This is a genomic window from Butyribacter sp. (assembly GCF_056818865.1).
The window spans coordinates 1-17,780 of record NZ_DBLYGC010000037.1 but is presented as its reverse complement, the minus strand read 5'-3'; the positions used below and the strand labels follow the sequence as shown (position 1 = coordinate 17,780).

Below are 17,780 nucleotides of genomic sequence, written 5' to 3'. Positions count from 1 at the left end.
CTGAACAACTCCATTATACCACAAACCGTGAGGAGATTTTTATATTTAGTAACAAAAAAATGTCGTATTTATGCGGCGTGTGGCGTTTCGCAAACGCCTAAATAATAACAACTGAAAAAGGAGAAACAATTATATGCAAGATGATGAAGTAGGAAAATACAAGAAAAAAACAGAAAGTAATATCTCAAAAAGTAACCGTAAATCAAAGCATAAACATCAGTATAACGAATGTCTGATACAATATGAATCTACATTTGCAGGCAAAGATCATATCAGCACAGGATTATATAGTTATTGTACTCGTTGTGGAAAGATAGGTGATAGATTCGAAGAGAATAAATCTATTGTAAATGATTATATTAGAATAATACATACATCTGTTGGAAAATGCTACTCTGTTATGTCAGGAACAGAATTATATGAAAGGTATCATGATAAGTTGCCAGTATTCTTTGTAGAGGATATATTTAAAGATAAGTATATTAATTTAGAAGACTAATGGCAAGTACGTTAATCAGAGTTGAGGATGAAATGATTCTGGTTTTATTAGGATGAGAAAATGGAAAAGTATTTTTAACATACTTATAAAAATACGACCATTTTTTATTTTGCCCGAACGTCATAGAAGTGGCTATTATACGACAAGTGGACGGCTTTCGCCTCGGAGAACAACTGTCGGCACATAAAGGTATAAAATACACGCTTTAAGTGCCGACAGTTTCACCTTGAAATTAGGTGCTTACGTTTTTTTTCTAGGTCGGTTATGGCAATAACGAATAATTGTATCTTGGACGTAGGGGCGATAGCAGTTTAGAGTGTGGGTTCTCCAGTATTGCTGTATAGTTGTCACAAAAGAATCTGTTAACTTTAAGTGACATAAAACTTTGTCGGTCATTTTTTGTTTATGATAATATCGTATTTCATCTATAGATAATTTTTTGAGTTCATCTTCTAATTTCATCATGTATATATTCATGTTTTCGTTGCCAAATAAAAGATATTCGGGAGTTACGTCTAACGCCTGAGAAAGCATTAGTAGATTTGAAGCAAGAGGTTTAGGCTCTGCATCAGGATCGTCCATTTTTTCAATGTTTTCTAATCTTTGAATGGTTTTTAGACTAACACCACTTTTTTCGGCTAATTGTTGTTGAGTATATATTTCAGCTCTTGCCTCTTTCAATCGCAATGAAAAATTAGAAAGGTTTTTTTTTGAATTTCGCATATTCTCTTACATCTCCTTTTTGAAAAGTATATCACAATAATGCTTTAAAGTAAAGAAAAAGTGAATTATCATATACTCATTGTTGAGTATATGATAATTTGCGATGTTCTGATAGGATAGAGATGAAGGGAGGACATATTTGAAGGCTTAATGGCTTTATGAAGGATTTATGACAGAGGCGAATAAAAAATGTTGTGTTCGAGCAGTTAGGAGAAGATAATGAGATACTATAAATTTGCAGTTAGTGGGAAAGAAGAAAAGATAAAGAAATTATTACAAGACAAGGAGTATCTTAGAGAGTATAGGTGGGATGGAAATGTAATTTGTGCAGTTAACAGCTATATGTACCGCAATTTAAAAAATGACATTGGAGTTTTAGCTTATAGGCGGGAAACAGATGATAAAATTTTAGCAGTTTTTTTCTTGGATGAAAAACGAGAGACTCTGGAAATTGCGTATACCTATATCAACAAGATATTAGAAAGTGTATTTGAAATTAAACGCATACAATTAATGCCAAGTGAAATCACAATGCATGAATTTCTTGATTGTTACAGAGAGGCCAAAAGAAGAGGTTTTGATAATAATGGGATTAGATTTGTGGAGCTATCAAACTTATTCATATATGAATATTATATGGATAATTCAAAATCATATTATAATTCAGAATCATTTCATTTTAAATTTGAAGAGAAAATCATACCTAAAACTAAAACTGAAAAAATTGCGATTTATGATAAAAAGTTTACCAAAGAACTTTCAAATATAGAACTGCATTCAAATAATACTGAATACCAAGGAAATGGGGTTCATTACATAATTTCAAGCAGGAGTGTTGAAGCAGCATGCGATATGACGGAAACACTTGCTCAATCTTTGGTAAAGGCTAATCGTATAAATGGCAGACGAATTGAAATTATAAGCGAAATTGAACCAAACTTATACAAAACAAATAATTATTTGGAAGAGATAATAGAGAATAATTATGGCGGTATAATTATATTTGATTTATCGGAAAAGCTTGGTTGCAATCCGGTGGATTATCATATGACATGCAAGTATATAGAAAAGCTGGTGAAAAAATACAGGAATGAGTGTCTTTTTATATTTACATACAATATGGATAATCCAGGCTTTTCATATCAGCTTTTACCGCAGCTTCAAAAATATGTGATTCCTGTTATGCTTCGGGAGGGAAGAGGCGACAGAAGAGCCGCCATAAAGTATATGAAAGCTTTGATAAAGGATTCCGAATATGCAGAATACGCTGGACAAGCCAGTGAATTTATGAAACTATTTCCGGAAAATGACTTCACTCAGACAGACGTTCTTATGGCATATGAGCAATTTGAAGCTTGGTGCCTGAATAAGAATGTGTTTCATGCTTTTAGCTATGACCTGTCACAGGCTTTTATGCTGGATAGGGATAAGACAAGAGAATCTTCTTATGACAGACTTAACAAGTTGATAGGTTTGAATATCGTCAAAAAACAGATTGAAAGCATTATTGCATCGGACGTTGTGGAAAAGGAACGTAGAAAGCGAAAAGGCAAGGAGTACCGGTTATGTTCCATGAACATGATTTTTGGAGGTAATCCGGGCAGTGCGAAGACAACTGTCGCCAAACTTTTTGCAGGGATAGCAAAAGAAAAAGAAATCTTAAAAAGCGGAGCTTTTGTAGAACGCGGGGGGATGGATTTGGATGGATGGGAGTGTGTCACAGCTATACGAGAAGCGTTCCTTGCGGCGAAGGGGGGTGTTTTGTTTATTGACGAAGCCTATTCTATGGTATCAGATACAGCAATAACAGTTCTTATTCAAGAGATGGAAAACAGAAGAGATGATGTAATTGTTATTCTGGCAGGATATAATGAGCGGATGCATGATTTCATGAAAATGAACGAGGGCTTAAAAAGCAGGATACCATATTGGATTGATTTCCCAGACTACACAGCCGATGAGCTTACGGATATATTCAAATTGATGATAAGAGAACGCGGATTCTGGGTTACAGATGCGGCAATAAAAGAAGCACATTATATTTTTGAAAAAGTGAGAAATACCGATAATTTTGGTAACGGTAGATATGTAAGAAACCTGATTGACAGGGCTTTGCAAAATCAAGCGGTAAGATTGCTTTCAGACGGAAAAGATGCTAGTGTTATTAAGAAAGATGAATTATTTCAAATTACAAAAAATGATATAAGCATGTTGGAAGAAGGTATGAAGAAAGAAAGGAAACCAGGAACCGCAAAGAAAGAACTTGATAACATGATAGGGCTTGCTTCTGTAAAGGAGATCATTCATAAGGCAATTGCTCATTATAAGCTGAATAAACTATGCATTGATAAAGGGATTGCAAGAGAAAAGGTTTCATTGCATATGGTTTTTACCGGGAATCCCGGTACAGCAAAGACTACTGTAGCAAGACTATTTGCAGAGATTATGAATGATGAAAATGTTCTAGCTACAGGAGTTTTTGTGGAAGTGGGACGTGCGGACCTTGTCGGTGATCATGCTGGATCTACAGCTTTGCTGGTAAAAAAGAAGTTTAGTGAAGCACAAGGTGGTGTTTTATTTATAGACGAAGCGTATTCACTTTGTGATTGCTGCGAAAATGGTTTCGGAGATGAGGCAATCAATACGATTGTGCAGGAAATGGAGAATCATAGGGATGATGTAATCGTAATTTTTGCCGGGTATACGGAGCCTATGCATCGATTCCTTGATAGAAATCCGGGGATGCTTTCAAGAATCGCTTTCCAAGTGGAATTTAAGGATTATACTACAAACGAATTGTGTGACATTATGAAACTTATGGTTTCGGAGAAACAAATGAAAATCACTGATGCGGCTATGAATAAATTAAGGAAAAATTTCAATATTATTCGTGGAGAAAACGATTATGGAAACGGTCGATTTGTACGTAAGACACTAGAGGAAGCGGAAATGAATCTGGCAGAGAGAATATTAAAGTTTAAAGAATCTGAGATTACTACAGAACTAATCACGACTATTGAAGAGTGCGATATTCCAAAGCTGAGTACCAAAAATAACACAATAAGACACATTGGTTTTGCATGCTAACAGCTTTATTTTGAGATTAAAATGGAAAAGGAAATGGTGATTCATTATGGGAACTATAAAGATGAATGTAAGAATCTTCACGCCGATGCGAATTGTAGTGGTGGATATGAAGAGATGGAAAAGATTATGAAAGATAATTCGGAACTATATATTTGGTGGGACTGATATTTGGGAGGTGATTAGTGTGGCAACATATGTTATTTCAGATATTCATGGACAGTACGATATGTTCATGGAGCTGGTTGATAAGATTAAACTTAAGGAAACTGACACACTTTACATACTAGGAGATATACTCGACAGAGGACCGCACCCCATAAAGACACTTAGGAAACTTATGGAGATGCCAAATGCTATATGCTTGGTAGGTAACCATGAGTTTATGGCATTAGAATGTTTGGAATTTTTGATGAAAGAAATCACAGATATGTCTTTAGAAGAACTGGATGAAAAAATGATTGATAATTTAGTAACATGGCAATATATAGGAAGCAAATCAACGATTGATGAGTTCAGTCAACTGGATTCAGAGTCTAAAAAGGATGTGATAGATTTCATAAAGGATTTTTTGATTTATGAAGAAGTATCTGTCAATGATAAAGATTATCTTCTGGTTCATGCTGGCTTAGGAAACTATTCGCCGGAAAAGGACATAGAGGATTATTCACTTCATGAGTTGATATGGGCGCGAGCAGACTATGATGTAAGATATTTTGAAGATACATATGTTATAACGGGACATACACCGACTCAGACAATTAAAGATAATCCACATCCAGGTTATATTTATCGGAAGAACAACCATATAGCAATTGATTGTGGGGCGAATTATCCCGGCGGAAGGCTGGCTGCCTTATGTTTGGACACTGGGGAAGAGTATTATTCAGCACCCAATGTAAAGGAGCACAAAAAATGAAAAAACACGATAGAAAACTCACTGTTTTTCTGGATATTGATGGAGTACTTAATACAGATAAGACAGTACAGAGAACTCCGGACGGATACAGAAGCATAGAGGATAGCCGCGTTGAACTGCTGGCAAATGTAATTGATAAATATGGGGGTGCTGATATAGTTCTATCATCTGATTGGAAGGACATGAGAGAAAATGACGATGACTATATTTATCTAACAGCCAAGCTGCATAAATATGGACTAACTTTATTAGGTCATACAAAAGATAAACTTTATGATAGAGGCGCAGGAATTAAAAAATACTTAACCGAGCATCCGGAAGTTGAAGAATATGTTGTTATTGATGATAACACATTTGATTTTCAAAATTATAGAAAAATTTGGGAACGTCTGATACTGACTAATGGAATTGAAGATTCTCAATTAGCTTCTGAAACACCCGCAATTGAGGCATTAATATTCATGGATTATATAAAAGAAATGTCGTGAAAATAAAAGTACTTAAGAACATTGACAACGAAAGGAAAATCAAATGAATAAAACAGGAATAAAATTACAAAAAGTAATTGATAAAAACGCAAAATTGTTTAATATGAAGTTAATTAGGAGAAAAGACTATCCTTTTGTTTTCTCAGAGGCAGAGGATTATAATTTAACAACTGTGCTTAGCAATGAATTGTTTTCATGGGAGCTTCAAATGACTATAGGAATAACGAAAGAAGGATTGATTCATATAATGCTTTTTATGTATCCGGTTATCATAAAAGAAAAAAATCGGCTATCTTTTATTCAATTCGCAAATGCCGCTAATATGTGGCTGGGATCGGAATTTGGACGTTTTTTAGTTAATAATGATAATGATTATTGCTATGAGTGTTTTTTGTCGCAACAGTTATTAGACAATACAACGGAATTAGAACGACAATTGTTTGACAGACCTTTTTCGCAGTTTAGGGATTCTTTAACGCCTTTAATGCAGTTAAAAACAGGAGAATGGACAGTGGATAGAGCCATTGAATACTTGAATGAGCTGAAGGAAAAGGGATATGTTTACAATTCTGAATATGGTATTTAGTGAAAGATATATTAACGAACTTATTAGAAATTATTTTTTAGTGTGAAGAGTCAATAGTTTAAGACAGGGGGGGTAATGTATGACTTTTGAAAAGCTTACAGAGCTAATAGAAAAAAATAATATTCCAGAAAATGTAAAACTTGAATCTGATTCTGGCTGGGAGTACGGACCGACAGACATGGATGGAGTATATTATAATCAAACAAAGAATTTAATAGTATTTACTCAGGGCTTTTGCGAATGTAATTATAGTGAACCGGAGTGGAGTTTAATTTCGTTAAGGGAAAAATTTTAGGTGATTTATTTATAAGATTGAAGCACTACAGGAGGTAAAATGTGACTATGAGAAGAGAGGATAATATTAGCATTTTTAAAGATACAGAAAATTTGGTGAAAAGTAATAAGAAGATTTTAAATGCCGTTCAGTTTTCGACGGATAATCAGCAGCTTATTTTAGAAGAATCCGAATTTAGGGCATTGGAATTAAAAAGATATATGGAAACTGCAAAAGTGGTAGTTTCAAGTAAAAGAACTTTAGAAGCTGCTTCTTTATATGCACATAAAGGAATGAAGACTGCTGTGCATAATTTTGCATCAGCAACAAATCCAGGTGGAGGTGTAACAAGAGGAAGTAGTGCTCAGGAGGAGTGTTTATGCAGATGTTCCGGGTTATATTTTAGTCTGAATACAAAGCCTATGTGGGATGGATTTTATAATCCTCATAGAAATACACATAATCCGGTACACAATGATGATATTATTTATACGCCTGGAGTTGTTGTTTTTAAGACAGATACGGCAAGTCCGAAATTAATGGATGAAAAATACTGGTACAATGTGGATGTTATTACCTGTGCTGCACCTAATTTGAGAGAAAAGCCGGGGAATATACACAATCTGGGTGATGGTGACAAATGTGTTAAGGTAAGTGATAAGCAGCTTTTGGAAATACAGCAGAAGCGTCTTAGAAGAATTTTGGATATAGCCGTTGATAAAAGAGAAGAAGCTGTAATTTTAGGAGCATTTGGGTGTGGGGCATTTATGAATAAACCTGAAGTTGTTGCCTTGGCGGCAAAAAATGTAATAAAAGATTATTTAAATGCCTTTAAAGCGATTGAGTTTGCTGTTTATTGCAGTCCCAGAGATGATAGAAATTATAAGACTTTTGCCAGAGTGCTTAAATCTGTGGCACAATAAATTACATTAACGAACATATATTCATATGATAACATACTTATAAAAGTGACGAAAGGAGACAGACTTAGTGATAAAAATTATATGTAAGATATGCGTGGACTTGTGATTAAAATGAGCAAAATTAATTTTTTGCTCATTTTTTTCTTCCTTTACTCATATATATAACAATAAATAACATAATGATGCAATGGTCAAAATGCCTTTTGACCACAATATCATATAATAAAAAATATATATGGGGGCAGTATGGAAGAGTATAGCGTATATAATGACATTTCAAAGCGTACAAATGGAGAATTTTATTTAGGAGTCTGTGGCCCGGTCAGAACAGGAAAGTCAACATTTATAAAAAAGTTTATGGAAATGTTTGTACTGCCCGGAGTTGAGGATGAGAATGACAGAAAACGGGCAATGGATGAACTGCCGCAGTCGGCAGAAGGAAAAACAATAATGACAACGGAACCGAAATTTATTCCCAAAGAGGCAGTCAGGATAAATCTTTTTGATGGCAATGAAATAAAAGTCAGAATGGTAGATTGTGTTGGCTATATAGTTGAAGATGCAAATGGTCTTATGGAAGGTGAGCGTGAGCGTATGGTTATGACTCCTTGGTCAGAAGAACCTATGCCTTTTGCAAAAGCAGCTGAGTATGGAACAAAAAAAGTTATACATGACCATTCGACAATAGGAATTGTTATAACGACAGACGGAAGTTTTGGTGACATATCAAGACAGAGTTATAAAGCTGCAGAGGATAAGACAATATCTGAATTAAAAGCTTTGGGAAAACCGTTTATAGTAATAGTAAATTCGGCAAATCCTTTTGGAGAGAAAGCAAAAGATGTTATTACAGAAATAAAAGAGAGAACAGGTGTAACTCCGGTAGCGCTTAATTGTATGCAGCTTAGCAGTGAGGATGTTAAAAAGATAATGAAAAAGATACTTGACTCATTTCCGGTAAGCCAGGTTTCATTTTATCTTCCAAAATGGGTAGAAATGCTTAAAACAAGTCATTGGCTTAAACAGGAACTTATAGCAAAAGTCAGGGAAATACTTGCAAAAGTAAGTTGTATTGGAGACATAAACAGGGAAAATATGCTGTCAGACAGTGATTATATCAGGCAGTTTGATATCAATAATATTGATATGACTAATGGAAATGTCAGTATTACAGTTAAATTTGATGAAGAAAAGTATTATCAGATTTTAAGTGAACTTGTAGGAATGGATATAAAAGGAGAATATGAACTTATACATATATTGAAAGAATTTGCAAAGAAGGGACAGGAGATTGAAAAAATAAGTGATTCGTTAGCGGAAGTAAAGAGAAAAGGATATGGTGTCATCACTCCGTCAATAGAGGATATAAAGATAGATGAACCTGAACTTATACATCATGGCAATAAATTCGGGGTTAAGTTGAGAGCAACCAGTCCGTCAATTCATCTGATACAGGCAGATATCGAAACGGAAATTGCGCCTATTGTCGGAACAAAAGAGCAGGCAGAGGACTTGGTGAGATACATTGCCGGAGGCGAGGATATAATTTCTGAGGACGGACAGTCGGGAATATGGGATACAAGTATATTCGGAAAAACAGTGCGGCAGCTTGTTGAGGAGGGAATAGAATCGAAAGTCAATAAACTTACAGATGAAAGTCAGGTGAAGCTTCAGGACACAATACAAAAGGTTATAAATGACAGTAACGGCGGACTTGTGTGTATTATCATTTGATATAACAACGGAGTTTTCGAGCGGGCATTCGTTTTCATAAAAAAAGTGGGTTGACAATTTTGTCAGCCTGCTTTATCATATTAACTGTATTAACAATGTCAATACAGTTAATTGTGATAATACGGTTGTGGGAGGCTTTATTATCAGAAAGAATTGGGGAACGGTATCATATGTCAGTTGTTTGGGATTGAAATTTCTACATATGACGAAAAATAAACGTTTCAAGCGTATATGAGGGGAGGTGACAGAAAGTGATTCAGATAAATTATCGTGATTCAAGACCAATTTATGAGCAGATTAAGGACGGAATCAGAAAACTTATTGTGCAGGGGATTATGGAGAGCAATGAAAAATTGCCATCGGTAAGAGAGTTGGCAACATCACTTACGATTAATCCAAACACAATACAAAGAGCGTATAGGGAACTGGAAGCAGAAGGTTATGTATATACAGTGAAGGGGAAAGGCTGTTTTGTTGCGGGCATTCCTGAGGAAAATTCGGCAAGGAAGAGTGAACTTTTGAAACAGGTTGCGGATATTTCGGAGGAACTTAAATTTATGGGGACTAAAAAAGAAGATATTTTTGCTGTTATAGATAAGGTATGGAACAGCAAATAGCAAATCTTTAGTGAAAATTAAAGCTGCTACACGAAAAACTATATGAGGCAGCAAATCAGACGGGTGCAGGAATTATGCACAGAAATGAGGTAGAAATGATAATAGGAAAAGATGTATGTAAAAGTTTTGAAGGGTTTAAGGCTTTGGATAATGCGTCATTTCATGTAAAAAAAGGCTCGGTATATGGATTGGTGGGACCAAACGGTGCCGGTAAATCAACACTCCTTAGAAATATAACAGGTATATTTAAACCGGATAGCGGAAGTATACAAGTGGCAGGAGCGGATGTTTTTGAAAATCCGGATGTAAAAGAAAAAATTGCATTCATCCCGGATGATGTATTTTATTTTAAACAGGCGAGCCTTGATGATATGATGAAGTATTATGCAGGCATTTACAAGAAATTTGATAAAGAATTATATGTAAAACTTTGTAATTGTTTTCCGGCAATTGACAGAAAGATGCGTGTAAGAAGAATGTCAAAGGGTATGCAGAAACAGTCGGCCTTTTTGCTTGCAGTTAGTATGCGGCCGGAGATTCTTGTTCTTGATGAACCGGTTGACGGACTTGACCCGGTTATGAGAAAACAGATATGGAATATTCTTTTAAATGAAGTAAGTAAATATGGTGTGACAGTGCTTGTATCATCACATAATCTTAGGGAACTTGAAGATGTCTGTGATTATGTGGGAATTATGAATAAAGGCAAATTGATAATAGAGCGTTCTTTGACAGAACTTCAGGGAAGTGTTTCAAAAGTTCAGGTAGCATTTGCAGATGAAGTACCGGAACTTGAGAAATATGTGAATGTGGTAAATCATTCTGTCATGGGAAAGGTTCATACTATTATTGTAAAAGGTGAACCGGAAATGGCAGAGAGGAAAATTATGAGTTTAAATCCGATACTCATGGATGTTTTGCCGCTTACGCTGGAAGAAATATTTATATATGAGTTGGGAGGGGAAAATTATGAAGTCAAAGAAATCTTATTTTAGCAAAGCTGTATTTAAAAAGGATATGATGCAGTTTTGGTCTTTATGGGCAATTGAGATATTCATTTCTATAATTGCTTTTATAATGCCTCTTATGAGCAAAGTCAGAAGCATAGTGAAAGAAAACGCAGATAATGTTTTGGCAATACCGGATGATGTGCGAGATCAGATAAAAGAATTTTCGTTGATATGGTCAAATCCAATTGTGATAGGTGTACTCGCAATAGTTGTGGCAATAGTTATATTTCACTATACATTTAATTCGAGAGACATGTATATGATGCATTCATTTCCTATTAAGAGGGAGGTGTTATTTGTATCACACTATCTGGCAGGTTTAATCATCTTGCTGATACCATATATATTAAGCTTTATAAGTTACATTGAAATAGCATGTGTTTATAAAACGCAAATGGTTTCAGATATTGCTTTACTTGCATTTGAAGTGCTTGCCATGATAGTGCTGTTTTACAGTATGGCATGTACGGTTGTTATGGTGTGTGGAAACAGCATGATGTCCATAGTTATATACGATGTTGCAAATGTCCTTTATGTTGCTGTGTTTATGATGTTCTATTCAATAAATCAGATGTTCTCTTATGCAACAAGAGAAGTTTCGCCTACGGATATATTGGAAAACAGATTTATATGGCTTAGTCCTGTTATATATTGCATGCAGAAGGCAGGAATAAAAAATGTGACCTCCGTGGCAGGAAAGTATACTCCGGGATATTCACAGAAATATGCGATTACAGGAAATGATATTATGCCATTTGTTGGAGTTTTTGCGGTTGGAATAATCATATTTGTAATTTCTTTAATGATGTATAAGTACCGCAAATCTGAAACTGTAGGAGATGTAGTTTCGTTTACATGGTGTAAGCCGGTATTCAGAACAGTATTTTCTATTACAGGCGGAGTCTTTTTGGCACTTATACTTTGGGTTATACGATTTTATAATACAGGGTTATCATTACATTCTATGGGATATGAGGGTGGAAAGCTTATATATGCGGGTATATTGGTTCTGATATGTGTTTCAATATGTTATTTTATAAGTGAAATGATATTAAAGAAAACATTTTTCGTCTGGAAAACATTCAGTAAGACTAACTTTTTTGCTGTATTTGGAGTTATGTTTATATTTCTTGCTTTGGAGGCGGCAGGACTTATAGGTGTGAAAATTCCTGATGCAAAAAATGTAAGTTCACTTGAAATTTCAGCATACAATGAACTTTTGTATACCGATGAGGAGGACATCAGTAAATTTATTGAGATACAAAAAGAGATTGAGGATAAAAAGCTTGATGTAGGTGAAGAAGAAAACAACTGTGGAATAGACTTTATTTATACATTAAAAAATGGCTCAAAGCGTGAATTTTCTTATACAATACCGGTAAGAAAAGGTTCAATATCCGATGAACTCATTAAATGTGCAAATAGCAGCAATCAGAAACTTGAGGCTGTTTTTTCAAAGGCATATAATGATGAGAACTTTAAATTACAGAATATAGATGTTGAAAGTATGGATGCTGACAGAGATGACAATGTCTGGTATACCCGTGTTCTTATAGACGAAAAAGCAAGAAAGAAATTATATGATGCTCTTAGGACTGATGTAGCAGATGGAAATATTGACATATTAAACCTTAACACTGCAGGCGGTAATGATTATGCGGAAATACAATTTAAGACGTTTGTAAGTGAAGTTATGGCTGATAAGTATAAAATGACTGCTTGTGAAAGAAAGTTCTTCTATGTGAATGAGTCAGATAAGTTTGCCTTAAAGAAAATATTACTTGTAACTAAAAAGGCAAAAAATACTATGTCTGCAATTACTGAGTTGACAAATGACGGATTGTTGAAGCAATCAGACGAAACATATGAAGAGTATGATTATTGATATTGCATCAGAAAAATATGAAATATAAAGGGAATGATTTATTGACAGACTAAATTTCATAACTTATAATTATTTATTAGACTTTAATCTTTTAATAAGAAGACTTAGAAAAAGGTTATGAAAATAGAGGGATGATAAAGTGTCCCGACATTAGCTGGAGGAATATAATCATGAAAAAATACGGTGTTAATGAACTTCGTAGAATGTACTTAGAGTTCTTCGAGAGTAAAGGTCATCTTGCAATGAAAAGCTTTTCTCTCGTTCCACACAATGATAACAGTTTATTACTTATAAATGCAGGTATGGCGCCGCTTAAGCCATATTTTACAGGTCAGGAGATTCCGCCTAGAAGACGTGTTACGACATGCCAGAAGTGTGTTCGTACAGGTGATATTGAAAATGTAGGAAAGACAGCACGTCATCTTACTTTCTTTGAGATGCTTGGAAACTTTTCTTTTGGTGATTACTTCAAACATGAGGCTATTACCTGGTCGTGGGAGTTTTTGACAAAGGTTATCGGAATGGAGCCTGAAAGACTTTATCCTTCTATCTATGGTGAGGATGATGAAGCATATGATATCTGGACAAAAGAAATAGGTGTACCGGGAGAAAAGATTACACGTTTTTACCGTGATGAAAACGGAGAATGTGACAACTTCTGGGAGCACGGTGCAGGTCCATGCGGTCCATGTTCAGAAATTTATTATGACAGAGGAGAAAAGTATGGCTGTGGCAAACCTGATTGTAAGGTAGGTTGTGATTGTGACCGTTTCATGGAAGTATGGAACAATGTATTCACACAGTTTAATGGTGACGGACATGGCGGTTATGAAGAGCTTGAAAATAAAAACATAGATACAGGTATGGGACTTGAGCGTCTTGCTGTTGTCGTTCAGGATGTTGATTCCGTATTTGATGTAGATACAATGAAAGCTATCAGAGACAAAATATGTGAGATGGCAGATACCACATATCAGAAAGATGAGGCAAAGGATGTATCAATAAGACTTATCACAGACCACATCCGTTCTTCAACATTTATGGTTTCAGACGGAATCATGCCGTCAAACGAGGGTCGTGGTTATGTGCTCCGCCGTCTTATAAGAAGAGCTGTTCGTCACGGACGTATGCTTGGAATCAACAAACAGTTTATGGCAGAGCTTGCACAGACAGTTATAAATGAGTCAAAAGACGGTTATCCGGAGCTTGAAGAAAAGAAAGAATTTATTTTAAATGTTCTTTCACAGGAAGAAAGTAAATTTGATAAGACAATAGATCAGGGATTAAATATTCTTAATCAGATGCAGGAAGAACTTGCAAAATCAGGTAAAAAAGAACTTGATGGAAAAGATGCATTTAAATTATATGACACTTATGGATTCCCTGTAGACCTCACTACTGAAATCTTTGAGGAAAAAGGATACACGGTAGATGAGAAAGGCTTTGAAGCTGCTATGGAAGAACAGAAGCAGAAAGCCCGCAGCGCAAGAAAGACTACAAACTACATGGGAGCAGAAGAGACTGTTTACCAGCAGCTTGATCCGGCACTTACGACAGAGTTTATCGGATATGACAGACTTGAGGCAGATGGAAAAATCACTGCACTTACAACTGAGAGTGATGTGGTTGCAGCACTTACAGACGGTCAGAGTGGAACTGTTATTGTTGATAAGACACCGTTCTATGCAACAATGGGTGGTCAGCAGGCAGATATAGGAACAATCATTTGTGGAGACAGCGAGTTTAAGGTAAAAGATACGGTTAAACTTCTCGGTGGAAAGGTCGCACACATTGGTGAAGTTGTCAAGGGTATGTTTAAGGATGGAGATACGGTCACACTCAAAGTTGATGCCGCAAATCGTACAGCAACATGTAAAAACCACAGTGCAACACATCTTTTGCAGGAAGCACTTCGTAAAGTATTAGGTTCTCACGTAGAGCAGGCAGGTTCATACAATGATGCAAACAGACTTAGATTCGACTTTACACATTTCTCAGCAATGACACCTGAGGAGATAAGCAAGGTTGAAGATATTGTAAATAAAGAAGTTGCAGCAAATCTTCAGGTAGTGACAGAAGTTATGTCACTTGATGAAGCTAAAAAGACAGGCGCCATGGCACTCTTTGGTGAGAAATATGGTGAGAAAGTCCGTGTTGTAAAGATGGGAGATTTCAGTACAGAACTTTGTGGTGGTACTCATGTTGCGAATACAGGAGTTATAGGATACTTCAAGATTATATCTGAAAGCGGTGTAGCAGCAGGAACACGCCGTATTGAAGCACTCACAGGCGATGGACTTATGAAATATTATGCAGAGATTGAAAGAGCACTTAACGAGGCAGCAAAGGCAGCAAAGGCAGAGCCTTCAAAACTCGTAAACAAGATTAATGCAATGCATGATGAGATAAAAGAACTTTCAAGTGAAAATGAAAAACTTAAAGCAAAACTTGCCAATGATGCGGTAGGAGATGTAGACAGCCGGATTAAAGAGATAAAAGGTGTAAAGGTTCTTGCAATGGCAGTTCCTGATGTAGATATGAATGGTCTTAGAAATCTTGGTGACCAGATGAAAGAAAAGATTGGAAGCGGTGTGGTAGTGCTTGCGTCAGCAGTTGACGGAAAAGTGACACTTCTTGCAATGGCAACAGATGATGCAGTTAAGAAAGGTGCTCATGCCGGAAATCTTATAAAAGGAATCGCAGCACTTGTTGGCGGTGGCGGCGGTGGACGTCCAAACATGGCTCAGGCAGGAGGAAAGAATCCTGACGGAATACCGGCAGCAATCGAAAAGGCATATGAGGTTGTAGAGAGCCAGTTATAATATGTATATTATAGTATTCAGACAACAAGAAAAAGTCATCGTAAGATGGCTTTTTCTTATGTGTAGTGGTAAGAGAAGAATGAAAGAGAGAACAGGAAAAATATGAATAAAACTGTGCGGGATAAACTTGTCTCGATGGGAGAAGAAAAATACAGAGATTTTTCAAGTGCACTTATTCCGGGATGTGAAAATATGTTAGGTGTTAGAGTACCTGTTATAAGAAAATACGCAAAAGAGCTTTTAAAGGAAAATGCAGACTGGCAGAAAATACTTGTAGAAGACGATGTTTATTTTGAAGAAACAATGCTACGTGGGTTTATTATAGGAATGGCAACATTGAAGGAAGACGATGTTGAGCTTGCAAAAAAAAAACTGGCAGAGTTTGTTCCTTATATAGATAACTGGTCAATAAATGACAGTTTTTGCAATGCATTTAAAATAGCAGGTAAGCATGGGGATGATTTTATTGATGAAATAGAGAAGATGGTAAAGTCAAAAAAAGAATATGAGGCAAGAGCCGGACTTATACTGCTGCTTAATCATTATGTAAAGGTGGATATGGCAGGAAAAAAGACTGCCAGAAAGAGAACTGTTGAAATTTGTGATATATCTTGTGAAGATAAAAGAGACATTAAAAAAGGCAGATATACAGACAAAATACTTCAGCTCGTTGACAGGGATCTTTCTAAAAACGGGTATTATACCCAAATGGCAGCAGGCTGGCTTATTGCGGAGTTATTTGTCACATATCCGAAAGTTGTGTGGAATTATTTGACAGATAAAGAAAAATTAAAAATTGATGATGTATCATATAAAAAAGCAGTTAGAAAGATATGTGAATCGAAAACACCTTCTAAAGAGGTAAAAGAGTGCATCAGCAGATTGTGCTGTTAAGCGGATACTCAACTTTATGGTGCGGCAGGAAAATCTGAGAAAAATAATGTTAAAAAACACAAAAAAGATGTTGACTAATGCTAAAGTTGTGGTATAATAATTGTTGTGCGTACAGGACTGTGGTTCTGTGAAAAAATACCCTACACAGTTGTTTGTGTATTTGATGCATAATCTACAACTGGAGGGAGGTTAGGTGTGAGACTATGTCAAATGTAATCGTAAAAGAGAATGAGACATTGGATAACGCTTTACGTCGTTTCAAAAGAAATTGTGCTAAAGCTGGTATCCAGCAGGAAATTCGTAAAAGAGAGCATTATGAGAAGCCAAGCGTTCGTCGTAAGAAGAAGTCTGAGGCAGCTCGTAAGCGCAAATACTAATCGTATGTAAGGGATTTGAGTGTCGAATCCTGAAATCAGAAAGAGGTTATTTGGTTAATCTCTTTCTTTTTTTATGGAATAGGAAAATGCTCGTAACATAGTGGAAAAACAACGAGAATTGCGAATATCCTTGACAATAAAAACACTATGCTCCATTCTAAGCGTATAAGCAAACAGCAGCCACTTATTACTTAGAATAGAGCATAGTGAAAAATTATAGTCCTGTCGTTGTCTTTAGATGATAAGAATACATATTATCTAAAATCATATAGACAGTTTAAACAAAATCTCTTAAAGTATCTACAACACTTTGTTTTTCGGTATTTCCATACATCAACATCGGAATAATACAGCTAAGTATGATAAATACCGGAGCGACAAGCAATACAGGAAGTATTACAAAATGTCCGTTGAAGAACCAGAAAATATTTTCAAACAGTCTTTTAGTGAGTACGACAAATATTACCGAAGTAATGAGTGATACGACGGATGAACTTACGCTATAGAATAAACTTTCATATATTAGCATCCTGCGAAGCTGTCTGTTTGTCATACCTATGGATTTAAGCATTGCAAATTCATGTTTGCCGAAATATCTTTCTAACTTTCCCTATTTTACAGGCTTTTCAGCCCATTCATTAGTGAAATGATATGTATTTTCCCTTATTTTTGCCCTTATGAGATAATCGTAAGGGAAATAAGGGAAAGTTTTATTTAGTCGTTGCCTGCCACTTTATCAAGTAACTTTGCGGATTCCCGCTTGGCTTTTCTTGTGGAATGGGCGTAGACATTCATTGTGGTACTGACATCTGAGTGTCCTAACAGTTCCTGTACATCTTTCGGAGCTGCTCCATTTGCCAGAAGGTTGCTTGTGTAGGTGTGTCGCAACTGGTGAAAATGAAATCCTTCAAATCCATCCAGTTTCTGAGCAATCTTCCTGCAAAC

At 35.8% G+C, this 17,780-nt stretch carries 18 protein-coding genes; 15 read left to right on the top strand and 3 right to left on the bottom strand.

Translation table 11 applies throughout. The features are described 5' to 3' along the window. The first annotated feature begins 133 nt into the window (after nucleotides 1–133). Nucleotides 134–499: a hypothetical protein gene (locus ACZLXV_RS12840; protein WP_482383684.1), complete on the top strand. Its 366-nt coding sequence runs from the start codon at nucleotides 134–136 to the stop codon at nucleotides 497–499. Nucleotides 500–739: 240 nt separating this feature from the next. Here the strand turns inward: ACZLXV_RS12840 and ACZLXV_RS12835 are convergent, their stop codons facing one another. Continuing rightward, nucleotides 740–1,222 (bottom strand): helix-turn-helix domain-containing protein, encoded by a 483-nt coding sequence (locus ACZLXV_RS12835; RefSeq protein WP_482383683.1) that lies wholly within the window; start codon nucleotides 1,220–1,222, stop codon nucleotides 740–742. A gap of 219 nt (nucleotides 1,223–1,441) precedes the next feature. Here ACZLXV_RS12835 and ACZLXV_RS12830 point away from each other — a divergent pair, with 219 nt between their 5' ends. The 14 genes from ACZLXV_RS12830 (at nucleotide 1,442) to rpsU (ending at nucleotide 16,835) form a co-directional block, all read left to right on the top strand. Next, the gene (locus ACZLXV_RS12830) at nucleotides 1,442–4,309 is read left to right on the top strand and encodes an AAA family ATPase (protein ID WP_482383682.1); all 2,868 of its coding nucleotides are present in this window, start codon (nucleotides 1,442–1,444) and stop codon (nucleotides 4,307–4,309) included. Nucleotides 4,310–4,330: 21 nt separating this feature from the next. Next, nucleotides 4,331–4,474 carry a hypothetical protein gene (locus ACZLXV_RS12825; protein WP_482383681.1) on the top strand — a complete coding sequence of 48 codons (144 nt, stop codon included), beginning with the start codon at nucleotides 4,331–4,333 and terminating at the stop codon, nucleotides 4,472–4,474. 19 nt (nucleotides 4,475–4,493) lie between these two features. After that, nucleotides 4,494–5,225 (top strand): metallophosphoesterase family protein, encoded by a 732-nt coding sequence (locus tag ACZLXV_RS12820; protein ID WP_482383680.1) that lies wholly within the window; start codon nucleotides 4,494–4,496, stop codon nucleotides 5,223–5,225. Continuing rightward, nucleotides 5,222–5,713 (top strand): HAD domain-containing protein, encoded by a 492-nt coding sequence (locus ACZLXV_RS12815; RefSeq protein ID WP_482383679.1) that lies wholly within the window; start codon nucleotides 5,222–5,224, stop codon nucleotides 5,711–5,713. Before ACZLXV_RS12820 ends, ACZLXV_RS12815 begins: the two co-directional genes overlap by 4 nt. Before the next feature lie 43 nt (nucleotides 5,714–5,756). Next, nucleotides 5,757–6,299 (top strand): hypothetical protein, encoded by a 543-nt coding sequence (locus tag ACZLXV_RS12810; RefSeq protein ID WP_482383678.1) that lies wholly within the window; start codon nucleotides 5,757–5,759, stop codon nucleotides 6,297–6,299. A gap of 79 nt (nucleotides 6,300–6,378) precedes the next feature. After that, complete coding sequence (locus tag ACZLXV_RS12805; protein ID WP_482383677.1) at nucleotides 6,379–6,594, top strand: hypothetical protein; 216 nt, start codon at nucleotides 6,379–6,381, stop codon at nucleotides 6,592–6,594. A gap of 47 nt (nucleotides 6,595–6,641) precedes the next feature. After that, nucleotides 6,642–7,496 carry a TIGR02452 family protein gene (locus tag ACZLXV_RS12800; protein ID WP_482383685.1) on the top strand — a complete coding sequence of 285 codons (855 nt, stop codon included), beginning with the start codon at nucleotides 6,642–6,644 and terminating at the stop codon, nucleotides 7,494–7,496. A 246-nt stretch (nucleotides 7,497–7,742) separates the two neighbouring features. Then, the gene (gene spoIVA, locus ACZLXV_RS12795; RefSeq protein ID WP_482383676.1) at nucleotides 7,743–9,230 is read left to right on the top strand and encodes a stage IV sporulation protein A; all 1,488 of its coding nucleotides are present in this window, start codon (nucleotides 7,743–7,745) and stop codon (nucleotides 9,228–9,230) included. A gap of 251 nt (nucleotides 9,231–9,481) precedes the next feature. Then, nucleotides 9,482–9,847 carry a GntR family transcriptional regulator gene (locus ACZLXV_RS12790; RefSeq protein ID WP_022223368.1) on the top strand — a complete coding sequence of 122 codons (366 nt, stop codon included), beginning with the start codon at nucleotides 9,482–9,484 and terminating at the stop codon, nucleotides 9,845–9,847. 95 nt (nucleotides 9,848–9,942) lie between these two features. Then, nucleotides 9,943–10,842, top strand: a complete 900-nt coding sequence (locus ACZLXV_RS12785; protein WP_022223369.1) for an ABC transporter ATP-binding protein — start codon at nucleotides 9,943–9,945, stop codon at nucleotides 10,840–10,842. Then, the gene (locus ACZLXV_RS12780) at nucleotides 10,817–12,742 is read left to right on the top strand and encodes a hypothetical protein (protein WP_022223370.1); all 1,926 of its coding nucleotides are present in this window, start codon (nucleotides 10,817–10,819) and stop codon (nucleotides 12,740–12,742) included. The genes ACZLXV_RS12785 and ACZLXV_RS12780 overlap by 26 nt, the downstream gene beginning before the upstream one ends. 170 nt (nucleotides 12,743–12,912) lie before the next feature. Continuing rightward, the gene (gene alaS, locus ACZLXV_RS12775) at nucleotides 12,913–15,564 is read left to right on the top strand and encodes an alanine--tRNA ligase (protein WP_482383675.1); all 2,652 of its coding nucleotides are present in this window, start codon (nucleotides 12,913–12,915) and stop codon (nucleotides 15,562–15,564) included. Between the two features lie 102 nt (nucleotides 15,565–15,666). Beyond that, entirely contained in the window at nucleotides 15,667–16,458 is a 792-nt protein-coding gene (locus ACZLXV_RS12770) for a DNA alkylation repair protein (RefSeq protein ID WP_482383674.1), read from the top strand. Between the two features lie 203 nt (nucleotides 16,459–16,661). Continuing rightward, nucleotides 16,662–16,835: a 30S ribosomal protein S21 gene (rpsU, locus tag ACZLXV_RS12765; RefSeq protein WP_022013401.1), complete on the top strand. Its 174-nt coding sequence runs from the start codon at nucleotides 16,662–16,664 to the stop codon at nucleotides 16,833–16,835. 277 nt (nucleotides 16,836–17,112) lie between these two features. Here rpsU and ACZLXV_RS12760 read toward each other — a convergent pair whose 3' ends face one another. Further along, nucleotides 17,113–17,406, bottom strand: a complete 294-nt coding sequence (locus ACZLXV_RS12760) for an FtsX-like permease family protein (protein ID WP_482383673.1) — start codon at nucleotides 17,404–17,406, stop codon at nucleotides 17,113–17,115. Nucleotides 17,407–17,549: 143 nt separating this feature from the next. After that, nucleotides 17,550–17,780, bottom strand: a 231-nt coding sequence (locus tag ACZLXV_RS12755; protein WP_482383672.1) for a tyrosine-type recombinase/integrase, incomplete at its 5' end; no start/stop codon positions are given.